Consider the following 20,547-nt stretch of genomic DNA (forward strand, 5'->3'; position numbering starts at 1 on the left):
TGCTAACTGTTCGCAGCTTCATAGCGAAGTTGAGATGCGAGTTTTTGACGTGCGTAAATAACTGCTCCCACCTCTGGTGGAGACAATGCTGGAGTCAGTTTTTCTTGTAAGTTTTTGTCTAGATAGGGAGTAATTGTTTCTGAAAGTCCACCAAGCAATGATATGCGGGCTGATGTTGGATGATTAAGTAACTTAGCCATATGATTAATGTAATCACTGCCTTCCTTGACGATAGCGATTGCAATAGCGTCATCTTCTTTGAGGGCAGAAAATACCGCCCTTGCAACGCTAGCAAACAGTGATGAAGGTTTTGATGCTACCTTCTCCACAATGCCTTGGGAGTCATCTACGTCCAGTATTTTAAAGACATACTGACTAATTGCCGTCTCGGGACCTATTTTATCTAATGACAAGAGTGTTGCTTCGACCGCTTTGAGTCCAAACCATGCTCCGCTTCCCTTATCTCCCTGGGGAAATCCATGTGCACCAACTATCTTTGATTTCCCATTTGCATAAGAATATCCGCACGAGCCCGTGCCAGTAACAATGACAGCCCCATCTTTACCCGAATGGGCTCCCAAGCATGCAATCAATAAATCGGTAGTGATGAACGTCGACTTAAATGGAGATTTCCATTTGGTCATTTCTTCACACAGCAACGGTATATTTACGCCAGCTAACCCAATGCCAGCGATAATATCTTCAAGCGCTAAATCTATTAATTTGTGATCACGAGATCTTGCTGTATTCAATGCCTCGCTTGCACATTCAACAATAGATGCTTGTGCTTGTTCTACTCCGTATACTGGATTACCAGAGCCTGATACCCCCACCCCTAAAATTTGATTATTTCGGTCCATTAAGACCGCTTTACATTTTGTGCCACCGCCATCAATACCTATAATAAATGGCCCTTCGATTGATAACTTATTTTGTTGAACAAGTTGTTCTGAAATCATTCTCTTCCCTCTTTGGACACCTTAAAAATCAGGGAATCAGCAACCTTTCGCTCGCCCTTCTCATCTGACGGGAGCCCAGTGAGCTTGTTATTTAAGACCATTACGCTAGAGCCACCTCCATCTAGGTTGATTGCATCCGTAGCACCAAGTGATGACATAATATCTGCCATCTCAGATATAGATGCCCCAATACTTATTTGAGGGTTTCTTCCATAAACCACCACAGCATAAAAGTTACCTGACTCATCAATACCAACCGCGGTTCTTGGATGGCGTTGATTGACCCATGCATCAAAAAAAGCGATACGATCGTTTCTTTCGACGTCGGTTGACGGGTTTTTGCCATCTCTAATGTCTGCTGATTCACTCCCAACTTTAGAGCCAAACGGATCCCAGCCTTGATTCGCCCAGTTACTTTCCTGCCTTATTCCGCCGACTAAAAGGGTGGGCCCGCCATTTATTAAAAATACATCTTGCCCCATCGCAACAGGATTTTTGTCATTGAAAAGGTGTTTTGTGATGCGGGCTTTGGTGGCACTCTTAATGTGCTTCGCCAATAGTTCTTTTTTCTGACCTGATGTAGCGATGAGGTATTGACCATTAGGCACGGTAAATTTACTTTGGGGCATTGGCTCAAAAGAAACCGTGCCTTGTTCAGTCAGCAAAAATGTCAAAGAATCTGTAAACATGTCTGGCGATACATCGCCAAAATGTTCGTCGTAAATCACTATTTCGTTATCGTTGCGACAGACTACATCGTGGCTTGCTCTTACTAATACCCCACCGTCCATGTGGCCGCAATTAAACTGGTATCCTAATTTTCGATTGATACCGTCTACATGAAAGCTATTATCGTCAATTGAGAGTTTAATTTCTGAGACTACATTTTCTAAGATTTTAACTTGAACCGAAGGGGAGTTTTGAATCAGTAGTGCGGGCCGGCCGATAACGCTCTCACTAACAATGGTGCCAGAAATAACCGATATACCGGCTAAATCCCCAGGCGTTCCTTGCTCTTCTTTATAAGCAAAATACCCCCCGTTTGTTGCAGCACTCGCATTGTGAGCAACTGCTATTTTAGACACTGTTTCTAGCCCCTTTATCTTATCTTGCGCTAATACGGAAAATATTTCCCCTTGGAATTCGGCTAGGTTTAGCTTGAGAACGCTAATATTAAAATTACCAGGCGTATATTGTCTTGAAGATACGTCAATCACAGACATTTCTACACCAGCCTGAACCAACCGCTGCTGAAAGGACTCTGTATCCACTTTTGAGCTAATACCCTTGATGTAAACACGATTAGTTTTCTGGTTATTTAAGACCTGGTCTTCGATACCTTCTGTCTCTAAGATCATAACTTGTGCAGTGGATAACAGACTTTCAGCATTCAGTAAATTTTCTAGATCGTCAGAGGTGGTGTCGTGTTTTATTTTGCTTAATAAGCGCTGAGCATTTTCGGGGGTTAAAAACTCACTGAGCAACGCATATTCAGAAGTATCTGTAACAATGGTTACCTGATAATGCGAAAGCCCCCTTCCAAGCCGGTTATGAATGACTTTTTGCTCACTTTCCAACGAGCCTATTTTCAACCTTGGCAATGCTGAGCTTTCATCAGCAAATTTAGAGTTGCTACTGAATGATAAGCAGATTAAAAAAACCGTTAATGTCAGTTGCACGCTCTTAAGCATTTCGCTATTTCCTTAAAAGATACATACCAACAAGATATGTATCGGTTGTCATATTATTGAATAGATAGTTAGAAAAAATGAGGGTGTCCTTACCCTCCAGTACACACTTACATAGGAAAACCAAATGAAAAATGTGGCGACTATTTGGGGTGATGTATTAACTTCACCCCAATCTGCCCAGTCAACTTTTTTCTAAGGTATTACGCTACATCAGATAACGCTAAAAGCTATATCTAGCCCCAAAGAGCACTCTTCTGTCTAAGTCATTCACACCGTATGGCAGAAACAACGCAGTAGATTGATTGATTACCTGCTCGTTAGTGATATTCAAAATTTGCAATTGAAGCTGCAAGTTATCATTGACGCTGTAATTTGCAGAGAAATCTAACTGCCCAAAGTCATCGGTGAATCTAGGAATACCGAAATCATCCGTAAAGTCTGCAAGGTATCTTTCACGCCATGCGTAAGAAAGTCTCGCGTCAAGTGCGCCATTATCGAAATAGATAGAGGCGTTATAACTTGACCGAGACAACCCAGGGAGACCCGTTGTTCGCACATCACCCTCTGCGCCGAAGTCAGCAGAGCTATCAGCATAGGTATAGTTTACAATCACACCAAAATTAGCAGCGATAGGCTGTTGATACGATAATTCTAAACCCTTAATTTCAGCTGATACGCCATTTTCGAAGGATGTAAAGACGATTGGTGCACTGACAATAACGCCATCCGCTTGGCGCGGAAATGAGCGCGTTTCAGTAAAGCTTGTTGTATCAATAAGCCCACCGATATCTTTGTAAAATAAATTCGCTGATAACAGTGACTCTTCTGCAAAATACCACTCTAGACCTAAATCAAAATTGTCAGCAGTAAAAGGCTCAAGGTTAGGATTACCCGTGCTGCCTGTGCCGCCCCCTTCGTCAATGCCATTGACTGTTTCCGAAGGTGCCAAGCTTGATAAATTAGGACGCGTAAGGGTGGTTGAATATGCAGCTCGCATTACCAACTCATCTGTCACGTCGTACTTCAAGTTGAAACTAGGGAGGTACCTTGTGTAGTCACTCGTGATTGACACAGGTGTGATCTGCTCGGTCGGTTGAAAACGATTTGCTACGGTGTTCCCGTTTGACGTTTGCTCGGTGTCAACAAGTCTAAGACCGATGTTAAACTGTACGTCTTCTATCTCAAAGTTGGCTTGCACATAAGCGTTAAACGTTGTTTCTTCTACTGACCATGATTCAGAGGCATCAAAACCGGGAAGCGGTCGAATGAAAGTCCCATTGACTGCATTTCCACCAGGATAAAAGATGCTTCTTATCAATGCTGGATCAGCGGCTAGTTGCTGAGAGGGTGCGTTGGCACCAGACACTTCAAACGGTAAAAGGGTGGCAACCGATGACAAGTTAGGCACTAATCGTATGTCATCAACATTTCGTTGCAAGCGCTCCTGAGTTTGAATACGGGTTTTTTCGCGATCAGCATACCTGAATCCGAATTCGACAGAGGTTAATCCCCCTACATCAAAATATCGTTCAAAGTCTAACTTCGCTGCAAGCTCCTCGTCCTCATCTGTGGACGGGCGCAAAATGAAGATGTTAAACAAAAAGTCTTCAGGGTTGGCGGTAAAGTCTGTCTCTGTTGAACTGAAATCTACAAAATCACCCCGTACATCAAAGGACACGGTACCTGGGTCAAATCCGTTTTCATCTGCTAAGCGAAAAGAATACAAATCAAACTGCCTATCGGCTTCGCGATTTGAATAACCGATATACGGTCTAATTCTCCAGTCATCATTTGGAGTCCAATCAGCCCCCGCAGAAAGTTGAAAGAATTCTTCATCGGTTGCAATAAAGTTGGTGCCCACACGCTGTTGCACGCCGGTCACGCTTCCGCTTGTAGCAACACCGTTTTGCTCATTTAACGTCACAACCGGACCTGGATTCTCTATCGGCATATCGTTACGATTAGCAATTCGTTCGCTATCTAAGTTCGCGTAAATTGCATCCACCTTAAACTCTAAGTCATTCGTTGGACGATATTGAATGGTAAGTGTGCTGCCCAGCGTATCTCGGCTTTCGAGGAAATTATAGTAGCGAGTTCCATTGGGTAAGAGTGCATCACTGTCTCCTCGTCCAAAAGACGACCCAGGTCGCCAAGAGCCCGCTTCAGCAGTGTCAGATCTAAAGTTTGTTTCTGAAAGCGCTAATGAGAATGCAATACCGAATACATCATCTATGTTTTGAGAAATTAGGAATGACCCTCTTGGATCAATATCCCCAGTGAGCTCACTATAATTGCCTTGGGCTGATACCGTTGCATTCAGGCCGTCATAGCTTAGCGGCTTGGGCGTTTCTAACGATACCAAACCCGCCATACCGCCCTCAACTTGACTGGCGCTGGGAGATTTCGCAACTTCTACATAGCTGAATAATTCAGCGGCAAGGAGCTCAAAGTTAAAGCCACGCTCACCAGAGCTTGTACCAAATCTGCCGCCACTGCCGTTGCCAGTGCCAGACATCCCGTTTAATTCGACGCGGGTAAACTGTGGGCCTAAACCTCTCAAGTTTATCGCTTGACCTTCGCCGTTGCTATTTCGGTTGAGTGTTACACCGGGAATACGCTGAAGCGACTCTGAAATATTAAGATCTGGAAACTTACCTAAATCTTCCGCAGATATCACATCGCTCACCCCAACGGACTGCCGTTTTTGGCCAAGTGCTCTGTTTAAACTGCCTCTGACACCTGTGACGGTTATTTTTTCAAAATCCTCTACCGCTGGCGTTTCATCAGATGACGACTCTTGAGCAAGTGCACTAGCGCTAAGCGCCACAGCGACGGACGTTGCTATCAAGCATTTATGTATAGATTTTTTCATTAAGTTTTTATGTTGCATTATCCTTCCCCAACCTCTATTTTTAATTAGTTATTGATTAACAAAAGGCAAAAGCCGAGAGCGACAATTGACTTAAAATTAATTTATCTATTAGCCTTGTTATAACTTGCTTGCACCTGACTACCGCTTTTCTGCACAAAATCCGTTACTGACCTAACTACTAATACTCACTTGTACAACGACATTATCAATGGTTACTAAATCAACTAGTTGAGGCATACACTGCATCAACTTGATTAGCGCTTAATCCACCATTAAGTACCAAGCCGGTAATTAACTTATCTATATCTCGTCATTTAGTCAATCATTTATTACCATTATGATATATATTATTAACAGATTTATCTTCAATAGATTAATTTATTTATTAAAAACAAGTTTTTAGGATATATTACAATTTCATGAAATTTTTAATTATCCCACTCCGATAGTTAATAACGTGGCTTAAACACTACTTGATACTTTAAATGTGACTTTATTCTTTTTTCGTTATATTAATAATAGGAACGCGAAAAGTGTGAGCATGTTAAATAGAGGCGAGATTTAAAATTGCATACTCAAATACAAAAACAACCTGTTTCAACAATCGAGAATCAGCTGAATACAAGTCATAAAAAAGTACTTGAAGTAATAAGACGGAATAAAAGAGCAACACGCGCACAAATAGCCAAAGATACGGGACTTTCTTCTCAGTCGTTAACGCGATTAACAAAGCACTTAATAGCACTAGGGCTCATATCAGAGCATTCAAAGACTGAGGGCACGCGGGGCCAGCCTGCAACATATCTAATGCTTAACAGCGGTGTATTTTTATGCGTAGGGGTAGTCTTTGAGCATGATCGCGTAACAGTGTTGCTAGATGACTTTAATCGTGAGCAATTATTGCGTTATAGAGAAGAGGGAGTATTTCTTTCGGCAAAAAAGGCAACAGATGTCGCGGTTCAACTATTGGATAGACTGTTTGCGAATATAGATGCAGATAAAACTATTTTGGGTATTGGCGTATCCATATCAGGCTTCTTTACAAACGTTGAGGGTCAAATATGCTCTCAACAAGATCCATTAGGTTGGTCAACAATCGACTTTCAGGATATGTTCGCCATGAGATACGACTGCCAATGTTTTGTTGAGAACGATGGCAATGCAGCTTCGATTGGCTTTTCGCTCACTAAAACAGGCTCTGCCATGCAGAGTTTCTTCTTGTTGTTATTCACACTAGATGTTGGTGGAGGTTTTGTGTTTGAGGGGCGGCTTGTTGACGGCGCTTTTGGTAATGCTGGTGAAGTCTCTGTGCTTTTTAACTCAAACGGCAATTTACCGCGACCTACAATTGGTTCATTGCAGCAATATTTGATTGATGCAACCGGAAAAAACTCGACCATTGAAGATCTTAAGGCCGCTGTTGCGGCTGATAATCCTATTGTAGACTCATGGGTAATTTCTTGCGTCGAATCCATGAAGTACCCGCTTAAAGCGATACAGAGCCTTCTTGATCCAACAGCAATAATATTTGCTGGCAGGTTACCTTTAAAGCTACAAGAAACGCTCGCAAAGAAAACAGATATATCGAGCCCATCGTTTGGCAACTTGAGTGCCCCAAAGCCGGAGATCTTGGTATCGAAAGGCAATAACATTCTAGAGGAGGGAGTTACCTCCATACCTGCTTTTTATTTCTTTCATCGGTGATGTTTCTACATTGATGCTGAGGGCTCAAGAATGAAAGGATAGTAAGGAGGCTGCGTTCATTTTAGCAACATAAGACATGTGACCTCACCCCACTCACATCAATCCGCTTAAAGGCACAATCAAAACCTAGCTCCTAGGTTTTATCAGTTCATACCACTCTTCTTTTGACCATAATAAAGGCTCTCCATTTTCTCCGGTCATTCATGTTTTAATATAAATATCATCAATGTGTAAATCCTGAGACTTTCCGTCCAATTGTCTTAGAGCACTCCAGAGACAATCAATAAATTCACCCCTTTTTCATTCTTCAACAAACCAACCATAGGCGCTAAAAATATAAATAGCGAACACTAGCCTAAACTTGAATTTAAGTATTCTAAATGTTGAACTACTGGTTCCAAAATATTCAAAATCTGATTTTTCGCAACATCATCATCAATAAGCATTTTTCTCGTAGCCTGTTCGTACTTTTCTTTTGACTGAAAACCCAACAGTCGTGATATTGATTCAAGAGCTGGCGTCTCCCTTATTGGATATCTAGAAATTATTTTTAAAATATCTTTCTCTTTCAGAAGCCTATCAATATTAATTGTTTCCTTTTCGAACAAATCATCTGTGTTAAAGGTTACTTCTGCATTACCACTCATAATTTGCCTCCAGTCTGGAGACTTACGAATTAAGATATTTCTTGCTTTTCTTTGTATCAAGCGAGCAACCATTCTTTCTTTATGAGGCGTAAAAGCAGAAAAAAACGATTCGTTCAAGGAATTGAGGGTGCCATGAACATATGAGTTTAATCCTTTCCACTGAACGTCTCTGAATTCACTAAACATAGCCGCAGCTTGCGCTGGTGCTTTGCCTTCTAGAGCTTTAATCATTTCTGCGTTATTTGGTTTTTGGTCTGCACTTTGTGATAGCTCACTCAAAGTAGAAAACGTATTATCAACTTTCGTGTCACTCGCCGCATAGAATAACCAGGTCGCTCGCGTTAGTGCTTCAAACTGAGAACGGATAATACATATTGCTGACGTGTAGTTCCCACACATGGCTAACTGCCGTAGGCTATTAGCATGCTCTAGTGCCACTAAGCACATTATCCAACTTGCACTTAAGCGTTTACTGTTGTCAGCTATTCCGTATTCAAAGATGCGACTAAACTCGCTATTTAAGCCTTCTGATTTTTCTAATAAATCGTCCATGATTTCTTTCCTTTAAAATTGAACAAGTGACTTACCTTTTAGTTGACGGTTTTGAGACCTCTTCGATTTGTCAGCAGATAAGTGTCCTTTGAGTTAGGTTGTCGCTTAAGCCTTTTAACAACATTCTGCTGTGTCTCTGGTGTCCAGAATATCTTCAAGCGCTCTCGTGTTCTAGTGACAGCAGTATAAAAAATATTATGCGAAATATCGTCTTCATTGGCATCCGTGATAACAATCTTGACTGATTCATACTCCAAGCCCTGCGCCTTATGGATCGAGACAGCATAAGCAACTTGGAACGGAACCGTCGTATTCAAGCTGTCATCATCGTCATCGCTAGTAGTCGGGTAATCAAAAACTGTAAAACGAACTGTAGAATTTGCCACCCATTCGAGCTCTTCGCATTGATATACATCAAACTCATTCAAAGCGCGATCGAGTGTGACATCAAATTGTATCCAACCTGGTGCAATAACTATTTTAGCTATCCACCCCTTCAAATTATTGTAAATAACAGGGCGAAACCGTTCGCTATCAGAAAATAGGACTGGGTCACCAACCTTATACGTCGATTCCCGCCACATGGTCGCTTCGCCATTATTTCCGCTTTGCAAAAATCGGTTAATGTTATTAATCCCATAGAGGCCGTCATAATTTAAACAAAGTATTATTTCGTCTGCGGATTGTTTATTAAACAATGAACTGTCCAACATAGTGGTATAGCCATTTTTAATCATTATTTCAGATATATCATCCGCAGAAGCCCGAACGCTATTCCAAAACCTCAATAATTCAGGATTCTTAGCGCGAAACGGTGTCGTCAATTCAAATACTGATGTGCTTGGAATAAACGAGGAAGCTAGGCCGAACCAGTTACCGAATTGAATTGATTCAATCTGATAAGTGTCACCTACAAGCACTAAAAGCTTAAAAGATGTTGATTCCAGCAGGTTGATAAAATCTCGGTTACTGACAGTACTGCACTCGTCAACAATCATAAGATCAAAATCTACACCTAGCCCGGAATTGATTTGCTTTCTTACTGTGCGGAATTCCGAATTTTGCGCGTTCACACGGCGTTTAAGGTTGTCTATTGCAGGGTTTGTATGCGCAACAAAAAGTTTATTTTTATCGTTAAAATACTGAGCAATATGCTCAACCATAGTCGACTTCCCAGTCCCCGCTGCGCCATAGATTATTGCTACACAAGATTGACTGAAAAGATGCTTCAATGATTCTGATTTTAAAGGGTCATCAATATATCCAGCTCTTTCATTTAACCACTTATCTACAGATTGCGGGTATCCTGCTATTCCGCTTTGCGTTATCTCTTGCAGCTTCTCGACAATGGAAACCGTTTCGTCTTCGTAGCCGCATTCAAAAATATGACCCTTATCTAAATACAATTTTCGATGCTTGTGTTTGTGATATATGCGCGCGTTGTATTTATTAATAAGTTCATTGATATTGGCAATATTTTGAAAATCTGCCAGCGGAGTATACAAGATGCCGTGTCGCTCGACATTTGCCTTTACCTTCCTAGCTAGAATTTCATGCTCCCTTCCGTTCGCATCGATACTTTCTACTACGTCCCAGAACCGAGGATTATGGCCAGGCAACGATGTACAAAATGGCATTTGATCGAACGGTTTACAACCAAACTTTAGGTACAAGCTAGACAAGATTGGGCATTCATCATAATAATATTGAGTCTTAATGATCTGGTTATTCATCCGCAACAAAAGATATCGTATTATATTGTGACCATGTTTATTCAACTGAATTATGGATCGGACTTTATCTAAAATTGAAAAAATCTTAGGACTTTTGGCATTACTCAGCCCTGCTAGTTTGACGGCAGCGTAGCTGTAATCTGACAGAAGAACAATATCTAATAGGCTTTCGTAGCTTGACGTCAGACAGCTCATTACGTGTTTGTACTCAGATGAGTTTGTGCTTACCTTAGTATTAATACCTATTAATTTTGCAAAATTATCAAATTCACATGGCCTAATCGACACATGCCATGCTCGGATAATAGTAATTGGCATCGTTTGGCCAAGAACTTCAATGGAATCTCGCTGCAAGGTCAATGTTGCAGCATGTTTATCTGCAAGGTCAAAATCAGTGAATGCAATTATTCGGTCAAACTTGTTAGACTTATTAATTGCCCTATAAAACGTCACTTCGTAATAAATCATTCCATTGAAAAAGAACGGCTTCGTTTTATGTATGTAGTAACGTTCATGCGTCGTTTGGCCTGCTCTTGCATATAATGGCGCATTTATCTTAGCAGAGATTTTTTCGTGGTATTCTCGAAGGGACGGATCAAGATCAATTGGAAACTTTTCCAAATTGGCTAAAATGTGAAGGTTTTGTTTTTTTTGAAGTAAGTCACGGATTCGAAGCAAACATTCGTAGTATTTCAGCATGAGCCGCTCAGAGCTGTCGCCGTCGACAGTATAGTGAGAAACACTTATTTGTAAAAGACGATGAAATTTAGTTAAAAAGTTAAGTCGGCCATTGCTTTTGATTGCTTCGACACTTGGCTTTACCAAATCAAACTTAAATTGATGATTCAAATAGCCATTATTGAAAAGAACGATGACTCCTTCAACTAAGTTTCTTAACTGAGAAAGTATATTCTGGGACAGAAGATCCCTTTGGTTACCAAGTGATTCTATATTTTGGCAAATAACATAATCAGCGCTTCTAATTTGCTCATTGATAGTAGTCATGTTGATTTTACTTCCTCTGTAATTTGAGACTATATTTCCGTTAAGTCTAATGGCGTTTCATAAATTGTTGTCTGGCTAGTATTCCTGCGTAGTTGGTTACGTAAACAAAAGAAGCCACATATAGAATGCACTTTAAACGCTGACTGTTGCGTTTACAATAAACGAAAATTGCGATTTCCACAATTTTCTCATATCCTGTCTTTGGTCACGCAACGAGTAAAATAAATGTACAGTGAAATTCTGACTATTCAAGAGGTTGCGAATTACCTTAAATTGAATGAAAAGACCACATATCGCTTAGCCAGTGAGAAAAAGCTCCCAGGATTTAAGGTTGGCGGTAGTTGGCGATTTAAGCGTGTCGACATAGAGAAATGGATAGAAATGCAAAAGGCACAATGAGGATGCAAGGATGGATCAACATATAACACCTGAAGCCCAAGCGCGAGTAACTATTGATGCTAAGTTAATCGAAGCTGGCTGGGAAGTCCAAGACAAAAAACGCATGAATCTTTACGCTGGTAAAGAAGGCATTAATGGTATTGCTGTGCGTGAAATGGATACCTCTACAGGTCCGGTTGATTATATGTTGTTTATTGATGGCAAAGCTTGTGGCGTGTTGGAAGCTAAGAAGGACGGAGTTTCTTTAGGCGGCGTGGCTGAACAGAGTGGGCGTTATAGTTTGTCCCAATCAGCTTTTACACAGCGCTGGTTAGATCCACTTCCTTTTACTTACGAAGCAACCAGTCTATCGATTCGTTTCTGTGATAACCGAGATCCTAAGGCTCGAAGTCGCCGAGTATTTCATTTCCACAAACCTGAAACTCTAAAATCCTGGCTTGAAGAAGTGGATACGCTTCGAGCACGTATGCATGACCTGCCTGAACTAAATACAGATGGTTTACGTGCTTGCCAAATTGAAGCTATAACAGGTATTGAAAACTCCCTTAAAAACAATAAGCCACGCGCTTTGCTACAAATGGCGACTGGCTCTGGTAAAACTTTTACAGCAGTTACCCAAATTTATCGGCTGGCTAAATACGCTAAAGCTAAGCGCGTATTGTTTTTGGTCGACCGAGGTAACTTAGGTCGTCAGGCTAAAAAAGAATTTGAACAATACGACACGCCCTTAGACGGTCGTAAATTCACCTCCCATTACAATGTGAATATGTTAGGTACAACAGGGGTTGCCGATACCACTAAAGTAACCATATCAACTATTCAACGTTTATATTCTCAGTTATCAGGCACAGAGTTAGATGACGATGCTGACGAGCGCTCTGGTTTTGAGGTTGAAGCTAATACAGAATCAAAAACACCTCGTAACGTCAGTTACAACCCCGAAATCCCCATAGAAACCTTTGACTTAATTATTATCGACGAATGTCACCGCTCTATTTACAACTTGTGGCGACAAGTCATTGAGTACTTTGATGCCTTTTTAATTGGCTTAACCGCTACTCCCACTAAAAAAACCATCGGCTTTTTTAATCAAAACCTTGTGTCTGAATATACCCACGAAGACGCGGTAATAGACAAAGTGAATGTGGGTTACGACATCTACCGGATAAAAACTAAAAAGTCAGAACAAGGTGATTTGATAGAAGCCGGAACTGCTGTACAGGTGCGAGACCGCCTAACCAAAAAGAAACGCCAAGAAATTCTAGATAAAGACGAAAAGTACGTTAAAACACAATTAGACCGCAGTGTTATTGCCCCCAACCAAATTTTAACCGTATTAACTGCTTTTAAAGATCGTTGTTTACCCGATTGTTTTAGTGAGCGTACTTGGGTACCTAAAACCTTAATATTTGCCAAAGACGATGATCATGCTGATCGTATAGTAGACAAAGTGCGTGAAGTGTTTAACGAAGGTAACAGCTTTTGTAAAAAGGTCACTTATCGCGTGGGTAAAAAAGCGGCTGAAGACACCATCGCCGAATTTCGCACTAGCCCTCAACTACGAGTTGCGGTCACCGTAGATATGATTGCCACTGGCACCGACATAAAACCACTAGAGTGCCTAATTTTCATGCGCGATGTGCGTAGCCAAGCTTACTACGAACAAATGAAAGGCCGTGGTACACGGGTGATTGATATTGACTCATTACATGCCGTGACGCCAGATGCCACAGCAAAAACAAAGTTTGTGTTAGTTGATGCCGTTGGCGTAACCGAAACCGACAAAACCGAAAGCCAAGCCATGGAGCAAAAACCATCAGTTTCAACGGAAAAGCTAATGGAGCAAATTGCCCGTGGAGACAGGGCCGCCGATACACTGCGCAGCTTAGGTAATCGATTAGTACGTCTAGATCTTAAACTTGATGATAAACAGCGTGCAGAACTCAGCAAACTAATAGGTAAACCACTGTCATTAGTCGCTGGGGAGTTAATTCATGCCACTAACGAAGAACATCTAGAGCAACAAGCCAAAACAGAATTTGGTACAGACGCACCCACACAAGAGCAACGCGACCAAGTGTATAAGCCCTTGGCAGAAGCCGCAGTGAAACCGTTTCACAATCCAGATGTACGAGAAAGCGTCGAAAAGGTGCGCCGCAGCACCGACCAAATAATAGATGAAAGTGCCGACGAGCTAATAGATGCCAACTTTGATGAAGAAAAAGCCCAACATATTATTCAAAGCTTTAAACAGTTTATCGACGATAACAAACACGAATTAACTGCTATTGAATTAATTTACAGCCAGCCTTATCAGCAACGGCATTTAAGTTACGAGCAAATTGAAGAATTAGCAGAAAATATTCAAGCGCCCCCTTATAATCTTGCCCCTATTGAGGTGTGGAAGGCTTACCAACAACTCGAAACTGCCAAAGTGAAAGGGTTGCCGCCTGCTACCTTACTCACCAATATTGTCAGCCTAGTGAGTTACGCGACCGGTTTAAATGATGTACTGGAGCCTTTTCCATTGGTAGTTGAACGACGTTTTGATGCGTGGGTAACTCAACAGCAACAATCAGGAGTCGAGTTCGATGATGGTCAGTTCGAATGGCTAAACCTGATCAAAAAACAAATCGCGCAAAATGCAGAAATGATGATAGAAGACTTTGACTACGCGCCCTTTAATCAACAAGGTGGTGTACTTAAAGCAAAGCAGTTATTTGGTAATAATCTAGATAGTGTTGTAAACGAATTAAATGGCTATTTGATAGCATAGAGAAGATAAAAGATGACACTACCGAAAAGCTGGATTGGGGTAACTCTCGATGATGTATGTAACAAGATAACCGATGGAACACATAAGACTCCTAATTACCAAAGTAGTGGAGTTAGATTTATATCAATTAAAAATATTAAACCGTTTAAGAAAATTGATTGGGATAGGTATGAGAAATATATTTCTTATGCTGAGCATGAAGAATTAACAAAAAGGTGTAACCCTGAATTCGGCGATATTTTATTTCCCCGAATAGGTACTCTTGGATATGCTAAAAGAATAGATTTCGAAGAAACGGTATCTTTATTTGTCGGTTTAGGACTGCTCAAACCAAATCATAAGATAATAAGTTCTCAATACTTAGAGTATTGGATGAACTCACCTGAAATTAATAAACTGTCACATCAAAGAGCAACAGGCTCGGGCAGGTTGACTCTTGCACTTGCTGAATCGAAAAAACTACCTGTTCCTTTAACATCTATTTTGATGCAAAAAAAAATTGTAGAAAAAATCGAAGAACTCTTTTCCCATATCGATGCTGGAGTAGAAGGGCTAAAGCAAGCCAAAGCGAAATTACAACAATACCGCCAATCGGTGTTAAAAGACGCGGTAACCGGCAAACTAACCGAGCAATGGCGTGAAAAAAATGCCGACAAACTAGAGCCTGCGGATAAATTACTCGAACGCATTCTCGACGAACGTCGCACAAACTGGGAAGCAGAACAACTCAAACAATTCGAAGAGAAAGGCAAAATACCCAAAGACGATAAGTGGAAAGCGAAATACGTCGAACCTAAAGCTGCTGTTAAACTTGATTCTTTACCTATTGGTTGGGTTAGTACCGTAACGGATCAAGTCTTTTCTTTTGTTACGAGTGGCTCAAGAGGTTGGGCTAAATATTACTCTGATGACGGGCCCTTGTTTCTGCGAGTAGGAAATTTATTTCACTACAATGTCGAGCTTGATTTGAGAAAACTTCAGAGAGTTTCACCTCCGAAAGACTCCGAAGGTAGCCGAACTAAAGTGCAAGAAGGTGATAACTTAATTTCCATTACTGCTGATGTTGGAATGGTTGGTTATGTCCCTAAAGGTTTTGAAGAGGCTTATATCAACCAACATGTTGCTTTAGCTAGGCCTGTGCAAAAAGTGATGGGGAAATACCTTTCATGGCTGTTATCAGGTGACTTTGCAAAAAAACAATTTAAAGCGTTACAAAAAGGTGCCACCAAAGCTGGATTGGGTTTGGATGATATAAAGTCGATTAGTTTTGGTTTACCGTCAATACTAGAACAAGAAAAAATTGTTGATGAAATAGAAGTTAAGATTTCTGGACTGGACAAACTAAAAAAAGAAATCGAACAAAAACTACTGCACGCATCAAAATTAAAATCATCAATACTAGCTGACGCATTTTCGGGGCGCTTAGTTGAAAACACTGACTCGAATGAGACAGCTGTACAGCTTTTAGAAAAGATTAAAGCAGAAAAGCAGCTCTTAGAAGAAAAAGCCAAACTTGCCAAAAATAAACCTAACGCGAGAGCAAAAAAAATGGAAAAACGCCCAATTATTGATGTGCTTAAAGCTTCAAAAAATGCATTGAAGGTAGAAGAGTTATTTGAACAAGCAGGTTTTCAAAATGATGTTTCACCTGAAGGTATCGAGGCGTTTTACCAAGAGTTAAAAATAGTCGCCGAAGACAGTAATGTTGATGTAAGCCCTATTATGTTGAAAGGGAGGAAGCAAGGTGACAAATTTAAATATAGGGAAGTAAAAGAAAATGAAGCTGGATAAACTTTGGATCAGTGAATTTAAAAATCTTAAAGATATTGAAATTGATTTTGACCAAGACGAATTAGTCACGGTTATTATTGGTTGGAATGGTGCGGGCAAATCAAATGTGATTGAAGCATTAGTGATTATCTTTCGTGATTTGGATCTACATAAAGCCCCTTCATTCTCTTACAAGCTTGAATATGTTTGCCGTGGAAACCGAATCATCGTCGAAGCCAAAACTACTGACATCAAAAAAGAACAGTACAAAGTGCTCATTCACAATGCAGATGATATTAAGGATATCATTACAGACAAATACACAGAGTTTTTTAACAATAAAGAAAGAGAATACCTACCCTCCAATGTATTCGGTTATTACTCAGGTCCAAGCGATCGATTAGCAAATCACTTTTACGAGCATCAGCGCAAATTTAGAGACCAATTGCTATATCCTGATAAATATGGCTTAGATGAGAAAACGTTACCTTTGAGACCTCTGTTTTATGCGCAAAAAGTACATAGCAACTTTGTATTATTGTCTTTCTTTTTAGGTCAAGATGAAAATGTTAGGCGATTTCTAAAAGAGAAATTGTTCATTGAAGGTATTGAATCAGTACTATTCGTGCTGAACAAACCGGATTGGTCTAGTAAAGAAGGTGACCCGAGGTTTTGGAATGCAACTGGTGTAGTAAGGCCATTTCTGGACAGGCTCTTCTCTGCATCATTGGCTCCAATGAGAAAGACTATAAAGGTGCCTCATCCAATGAAAAAAAGCCCCGAGAATGTAGATGCGCTTTTCTTATATTTAAAAGACCTTGAGGCCTTACAAGAAGTGGGAACTCAAACTTCGGACAAAGACTTTTTCAAACTGCTTGAGAGCATCTACTTTTCAAATCTGATTCACGAAGTTCGTATTCGTGTAAAAGTTAAAAACAAAAATGGGACTGATGAAACTTTAACATTTCGCGAACTTAGTGAAGGTGAGCAGCAGTTAATTACCGTATTAGGCCTCCTACGTTTTACACGTGATGATGAATCATTATTCTTGCTTGATGAACCCGATACCCACTTAAACCCAGCTTGGAGTATGGAGTATATTAACTTCTTAAAGCAAGTGGCGGGCTTTAATTTAGATGTAAAGGAAGGCGAGGATGCTAAAGATGAAGCAGAAACAGACGCGATTGATAATAGCCATATCGTGCTAGCCACTCATGATCCCATCGTGATTTCTACGCTTAAACAAGAACAAATAAAAATAATGAAGCGTGATGAGGATACCTTACAAGTTTTTGCTGCTTCACCTTTGTATGAACCAAAAGGTATGGGATTCTCCGGCATATTGATGAGTGATATGTTTGGTTTGCGTTCGGACTTAGATCCCAAAACCTTAGCAAAACTAGATGAGCACGCAATTTTGTTAGCCAAAGAAGAACGTTCAGAACCAGAAGAAACTCGTTACAAACAATTGCAAGAACAATTAGATAAATCAGGTTTTCTTGACGCTTACTCTGACCCTTATTTTTCTGCATTTGTTAAAGCATGGGGTAGGAAGCATGGCGATAGATTATTTACTCAGACTTTCTTATCAGATAGGGACAGACAACAACTCGCCAATATGACTGATGAAATACTAGCTGAACTTGATGCTGAAGAGGCTGGTGAGTAATGCGTTATATTGATATGGATGAAATAGAGAACGATTTACCTGGAAATAGACAAGCGCAAGTTGATGCTGCTTGGGTATACGTGAATCGTAAAATGGATGAAAGAGAGGCTGCCATTCGTACCGAAGGGGCCAGAAAAAATTTGTCTGATGCAGAAATTACATTAAAAGTAGAAGTTGGAAGAGTAGCTGCTAGAAAGGCTGCTATAACAGCAAAAAACACACTGTGGAGTGATTTGAGTAATCTCCTTGCAGAGCAATCTAATGGGAAGTGTTGGTATTGTGAATCTAACGAACTTAGATCAGATAATCCAATCGATCATTTTAGACCTAAAGGAAAAGTAGTTGAATGTCCTGACCATCAAGGGTATTGGTGGCTAGCTTTTGATTGGTCTAATTATAGGTATGCATGTACCTATTGTAATTCACGAAGAAATGGAGCTGAATCCGCAGGGGGAAAACACGATCATTTTCCTTTATTTACTCCACCAGATTGGAATAAATGCGAAGCAGATACCAATAATGAAAAACCAATGCTTTTAGACCCCACAAAAGCTAATGATTGCAAACTCTTAACATTTAACCAAAACGGCGAAGCTTGTCCCAATGAAAGTGATAAGTCATCAGATAATTTCAAAAAAGCAAATAAATCAATAGAGCTTTACCACTTAAATCATAAGAATACGACAAGAGCAAGAAAGCGAATACACCAAGAAATAAGACAGCTAGTGGCTTCGACCAACGAACTATTAGAGCAAGGCGTAAATATTCAATCTATTGCAGTTGAGAATAATATAAAAACTTTGCTGAAAAAAATAAGAACAACATGCAAGTCAACACAATTTAATACTGCCGCTAAGTTATATCTTAGCCAATTCAAAAACCATCAATGGGTAAAAGAAATCCTCGAATTGAGATAGAGACTAATAATGAATAATGTAACCACCACAGAAATAGTAAACCGCGTTTGGAATTACGCTCATGTATTACGAGATGAAGGCGTAGGCTATGGCGACTATGTAGAGCAACTCACCTATCTCATTTTCCTTAAAATGACCGCAGAACGTGTTGCCGGTGGCCAAGAAGGTGAAAGCCTTGCAACAGTGCAATGGAACAAACTAATTAAGCTTGATGGTTCTGATTTAGAGCAAGAATATCGGCACACCCTAGAAAAATTAGGCACGCAAAAAGGAACATTAGGTACGATTTTTCGTAAAGCGCAAAATAAGATCCAAGATCCTGCGAAGCTTGAACGTCTAATAGACATGATAAATAAGGAGTCATGGTCAACGCTGAGTATCGATGTTAAAGGTGCAATCTACGAAGGCCTTTTACAAAAAGGTGCAGAAAGTGAAAAGAAAGGTGCTGGCCAGTACTTTACTCCAAGACCAATTATAGAAGCCATTGTTGATGTGATGCAGCCGCAACCCATGCAGATTATAGCCGACCCTGCATGTGGTACGGGCGGTTTTTTAACGGTAGCGCATGACTATATTGTTAATAATGTAGAACGACCACTTTCCAAAAAAGAAGCCCGTTTTTTAAAGGAAGATGGCTTTAGAGGTAATGATATTTCTGATTCGGTTGCTCGTTTATGTGCCATGAATTTGTATTTACACGGCATTGGTACCAGTGAATGCCCTATTTCTACAAGTGATGCATTAGCCAAAGAAGTTGGTGCAGATAAAGTGGATATGGTGCTGGCTAATCCTCCATTTGGTAAAAAAAGCTCAGTTACTGTTATTAGTGAAAAAACAGGCAAGATTGAAAAAGAAAAACTTACTTATGAACGTGAAGACTTTTGGGCTGATTCGTCAAACAAACAACTAAACTTTGTGCAACACATCGGCAATATGCTGAAAGTAGGCGGTAAAGCAGCAGTTGTTTTACCTGACAATGTATTGTTTGAAGGCGGTGCTGGTGAAACTATCCGTAAGACATTGCTTGCACGGTTTAATTTGCACACAATTTTACGTTTACCTACAGGAATCTTTTATGCTCAGGGTGTAAAAGCAAATGTGTTATTTTTTGATGCGAAACCAGCATCTAAAAAAGCATGGACTGAAAACGTATGGGTTTACGATTTCCGAACCAATGTTCACATGACACTCAAAACCAAAAAATTAATGCGTTCAGATTTTGATGAATTTGTAGAGTTATATTCTGCATCAGATATCAAAAATCGTGTTTCAAATTGGCAAGAGGAGCCACGTGAAGAAGATGGAGGTCCCGGTCCTGATGGCAGATGGCGTAAATTTAGCTACGATGAGATCATTGCGAGAGACAAAACTAACCTTGATATCTCGTGGTTAAAAGATGATTCACTTGAAGATACCGAGAACCTTCAACCTCCAGCAGTCATCGCCAGCGAAATAGTTGAGTTGTTAACCGCAGCACTCGAAGAGTTCAAAAGCGTCGAAGATGCGCTCGTTGAGGAAGACTGAATTTCTCTTCCTTATTAGTTGTTAATTTGCACCGCTATGGAGCCATTCGACTTGCGGCGTAATGGCACCATCTAATTTGCACCTAATGGCACCACCTGATTTGCGGCTAATGGAGCCACTTTAGCCATCCTTTTCCTTCTCAAACTTCATTGTAAATAGCGTATCGTTATGTCTACTTTTTAGACAAGGAGATGCGCATGGCAAACAAGAGGTTTGAAATGTACGAATATCGACACATACTCGTTCGGATGCGAATGGGTGAATCTAATCGCGCTATTGCTCAAAGTGGGTTAATGGGGCGTAAAAAGGCGCAGAAGTTAAGGGATACC

The 20,547-nt window shown here is 40.5% G+C and carries 12 protein-coding genes and 1 pseudogene; 8 read left to right on the plus strand and 5 right to left on the minus strand.

All coding sequences use genetic code 11. From position 1 onward, the window contains the following. Nucleotides 1-2 precede the first annotated feature (2 nt). The 3 genes from nagK to AB9H30_RS07685 form a co-directional block, all read right to left on the minus strand. On the minus strand, nucleotides 3-959 hold the full coding sequence (nagK, locus tag AB9H30_RS07675; protein ID WP_371194070.1) for an N-acetylglucosamine kinase: 957 nt from the start codon (nucleotides 957-959) through the stop codon (nucleotides 3-5). Next, entirely contained in the window at nucleotides 956-2,650 is a 1,695-nt protein-coding gene (locus tag AB9H30_RS07680; RefSeq protein WP_371194071.1) for a phosphodiester glycosidase family protein, read from the minus strand. The genes nagK and AB9H30_RS07680 overlap by 4 nt, the downstream gene beginning before the upstream one ends. Nucleotides 2,651-2,870: 220 nt before the next feature. Then, nucleotides 2,871-5,540: a TonB-dependent receptor gene (locus tag AB9H30_RS07685; protein WP_371194072.1), complete on the minus strand. Its 2,670-nt coding sequence runs from the start codon at nucleotides 5,538-5,540 to the stop codon at nucleotides 2,871-2,873. 549 nt (nucleotides 5,541-6,089) lie between these two features. Here AB9H30_RS07685 and AB9H30_RS07690 point away from each other — a divergent pair. Beyond that, nucleotides 6,090-6,269 (plus strand): annotated as a pseudogene (locus AB9H30_RS07690) (MarR family transcriptional regulator); the annotation flags it as partial. Between the two features lie 60 nt (nucleotides 6,270-6,329). Continuing rightward, the gene (locus tag AB9H30_RS07695) at nucleotides 6,330-7,226 is read left to right on the plus strand and encodes an ROK family protein (protein ID WP_371194084.1); all 897 of its coding nucleotides are present in this window, start codon (nucleotides 6,330-6,332) and stop codon (nucleotides 7,224-7,226) included. Nucleotides 7,227-7,576: 350 nt separating this feature from the next. Here the strand turns inward: AB9H30_RS07695 and AB9H30_RS07700 are convergent, their stop codons facing one another. Together AB9H30_RS07700 and AB9H30_RS07705 are read right to left on the minus strand one after the other, a co-directional pair. Continuing rightward, nucleotides 7,577-8,425 (minus strand): hypothetical protein, encoded by an 849-nt coding sequence (locus AB9H30_RS07700; protein WP_371194073.1) that lies wholly within the window; start codon nucleotides 8,423-8,425, stop codon nucleotides 7,577-7,579. A 38-nt stretch (nucleotides 8,426-8,463) separates the two neighbouring features. Next, nucleotides 8,464-11,163: an AAA family ATPase gene (locus AB9H30_RS07705; protein ID WP_371194074.1), complete on the minus strand. Its 2,700-nt coding sequence runs from the start codon at nucleotides 11,161-11,163 to the stop codon at nucleotides 8,464-8,466. Nucleotides 11,164-11,388: 225 nt separating this feature from the next. On the opposite strand from AB9H30_RS07705, the gene AB9H30_RS07710 reads away from it, so the two are divergent. The 6 genes from AB9H30_RS07710 to AB9H30_RS07735 are packed head-to-tail and all read left to right on the plus strand — an operon-like array spanning nucleotide 11,389 to nucleotide 20,218. Then, the gene (locus tag AB9H30_RS07710) at nucleotides 11,389-11,562 is read left to right on the plus strand and encodes a helix-turn-helix domain-containing protein (RefSeq protein WP_371194075.1); all 174 of its coding nucleotides are present in this window, start codon (nucleotides 11,389-11,391) and stop codon (nucleotides 11,560-11,562) included. A 10-nt stretch (nucleotides 11,563-11,572) separates the two neighbouring features. Beyond that, nucleotides 11,573-14,338 (plus strand): DEAD/DEAH box helicase family protein, encoded by a 2,766-nt coding sequence (locus tag AB9H30_RS07715; RefSeq protein ID WP_371194076.1) that lies wholly within the window; start codon nucleotides 11,573-11,575, stop codon nucleotides 14,336-14,338. 12 nt (nucleotides 14,339-14,350) lie between these two features. After that, complete coding sequence (locus AB9H30_RS07720) at nucleotides 14,351-16,129, plus strand: restriction endonuclease subunit S (RefSeq protein ID WP_371194077.1); 1,779 nt, start codon at nucleotides 14,351-14,353, stop codon at nucleotides 16,127-16,129. Beyond that, a complete protein-coding gene (locus AB9H30_RS07725) occupies nucleotides 16,116-17,777 on the plus strand; it encodes an AAA family ATPase (RefSeq protein WP_371194078.1) in 1,662 nt (553 codons plus the stop codon). Before AB9H30_RS07720 ends, AB9H30_RS07725 begins: the two co-directional genes overlap by 14 nt. After that, nucleotides 17,777-18,694, plus strand: coding sequence for a hypothetical protein (locus tag AB9H30_RS07730; protein WP_371194079.1), 918 nt, complete (start codon nucleotides 17,777-17,779; stop codon nucleotides 18,692-18,694). Before AB9H30_RS07725 ends, AB9H30_RS07730 begins: the two co-directional genes overlap by 1 nt. Nucleotides 18,695-18,703: 9 nt before the next feature. Continuing rightward, a complete protein-coding gene (locus AB9H30_RS07735) occupies nucleotides 18,704-20,218 on the plus strand; it encodes an N-6 DNA methylase (protein WP_371194080.1) in 1,515 nt (504 codons plus the stop codon). Nucleotides 20,219-20,547 lie beyond the last annotated feature (329 nt).

Source organism: Glaciecola sp. SC05 (assembly GCF_041380235.1).
GTDB lineage: Bacteria > Pseudomonadota > Gammaproteobacteria > Enterobacterales > Alteromonadaceae > Glaciecola.

Coding starts and splice junctions, on each gene's coding strand:
- nagK (WP_371194070.1), bottom strand. CDS start 959: ATGATTTCAGAACAACTTGTTCAACAAAATAAGTTATCAATCGAAGGG.
- AB9H30_RS07680 (WP_371194071.1), bottom strand. CDS start 2,650: ATGCTTAAGAGCGTGCAACTGACATTAACGGTTTTTTTAATCTGCTTA.
- AB9H30_RS07685 (WP_371194072.1), bottom strand. CDS start 5,540: ATGCAACATAAAAACTTAATGAAAAAATCTATACATAAATGCTTGATA.
- AB9H30_RS07695 (WP_371194084.1), top strand. CDS start 6,330: ATGCTTAACAGCGGTGTATTTTTATGCGTAGGGGTAGTCTTTGAGCAT.
- AB9H30_RS07700 (WP_371194073.1), bottom strand. CDS start 8,425: ATGGACGATTTATTAGAAAAATCAGAAGGCTTAAATAGCGAGTTTAGT.
- AB9H30_RS07705 (WP_371194074.1), bottom strand. CDS start 11,163: ATGACTACTATCAATGAGCAAATTAGAAGCGCTGATTATGTTATTTGC.
- AB9H30_RS07710 (WP_371194075.1), top strand. CDS start 11,389: ATGTACAGTGAAATTCTGACTATTCAAGAGGTTGCGAATTACCTTAAA.
- AB9H30_RS07715 (WP_371194076.1), top strand. CDS start 11,573: ATGGATCAACATATAACACCTGAAGCCCAAGCGCGAGTAACTATTGAT.
- AB9H30_RS07720 (WP_371194077.1), top strand. CDS start 14,351: ATGACACTACCGAAAAGCTGGATTGGGGTAACTCTCGATGATGTATGT.
- AB9H30_RS07725 (WP_371194078.1), top strand. CDS start 16,116: ATGAAGCTGGATAAACTTTGGATCAGTGAATTTAAAAATCTTAAAGAT.
- AB9H30_RS07730 (WP_371194079.1), top strand. CDS start 17,777: ATGCGTTATATTGATATGGATGAAATAGAGAACGATTTACCTGGAAAT.
- AB9H30_RS07735 (WP_371194080.1), top strand. CDS start 18,704: ATGAATAATGTAACCACCACAGAAATAGTAAACCGCGTTTGGAATTAC.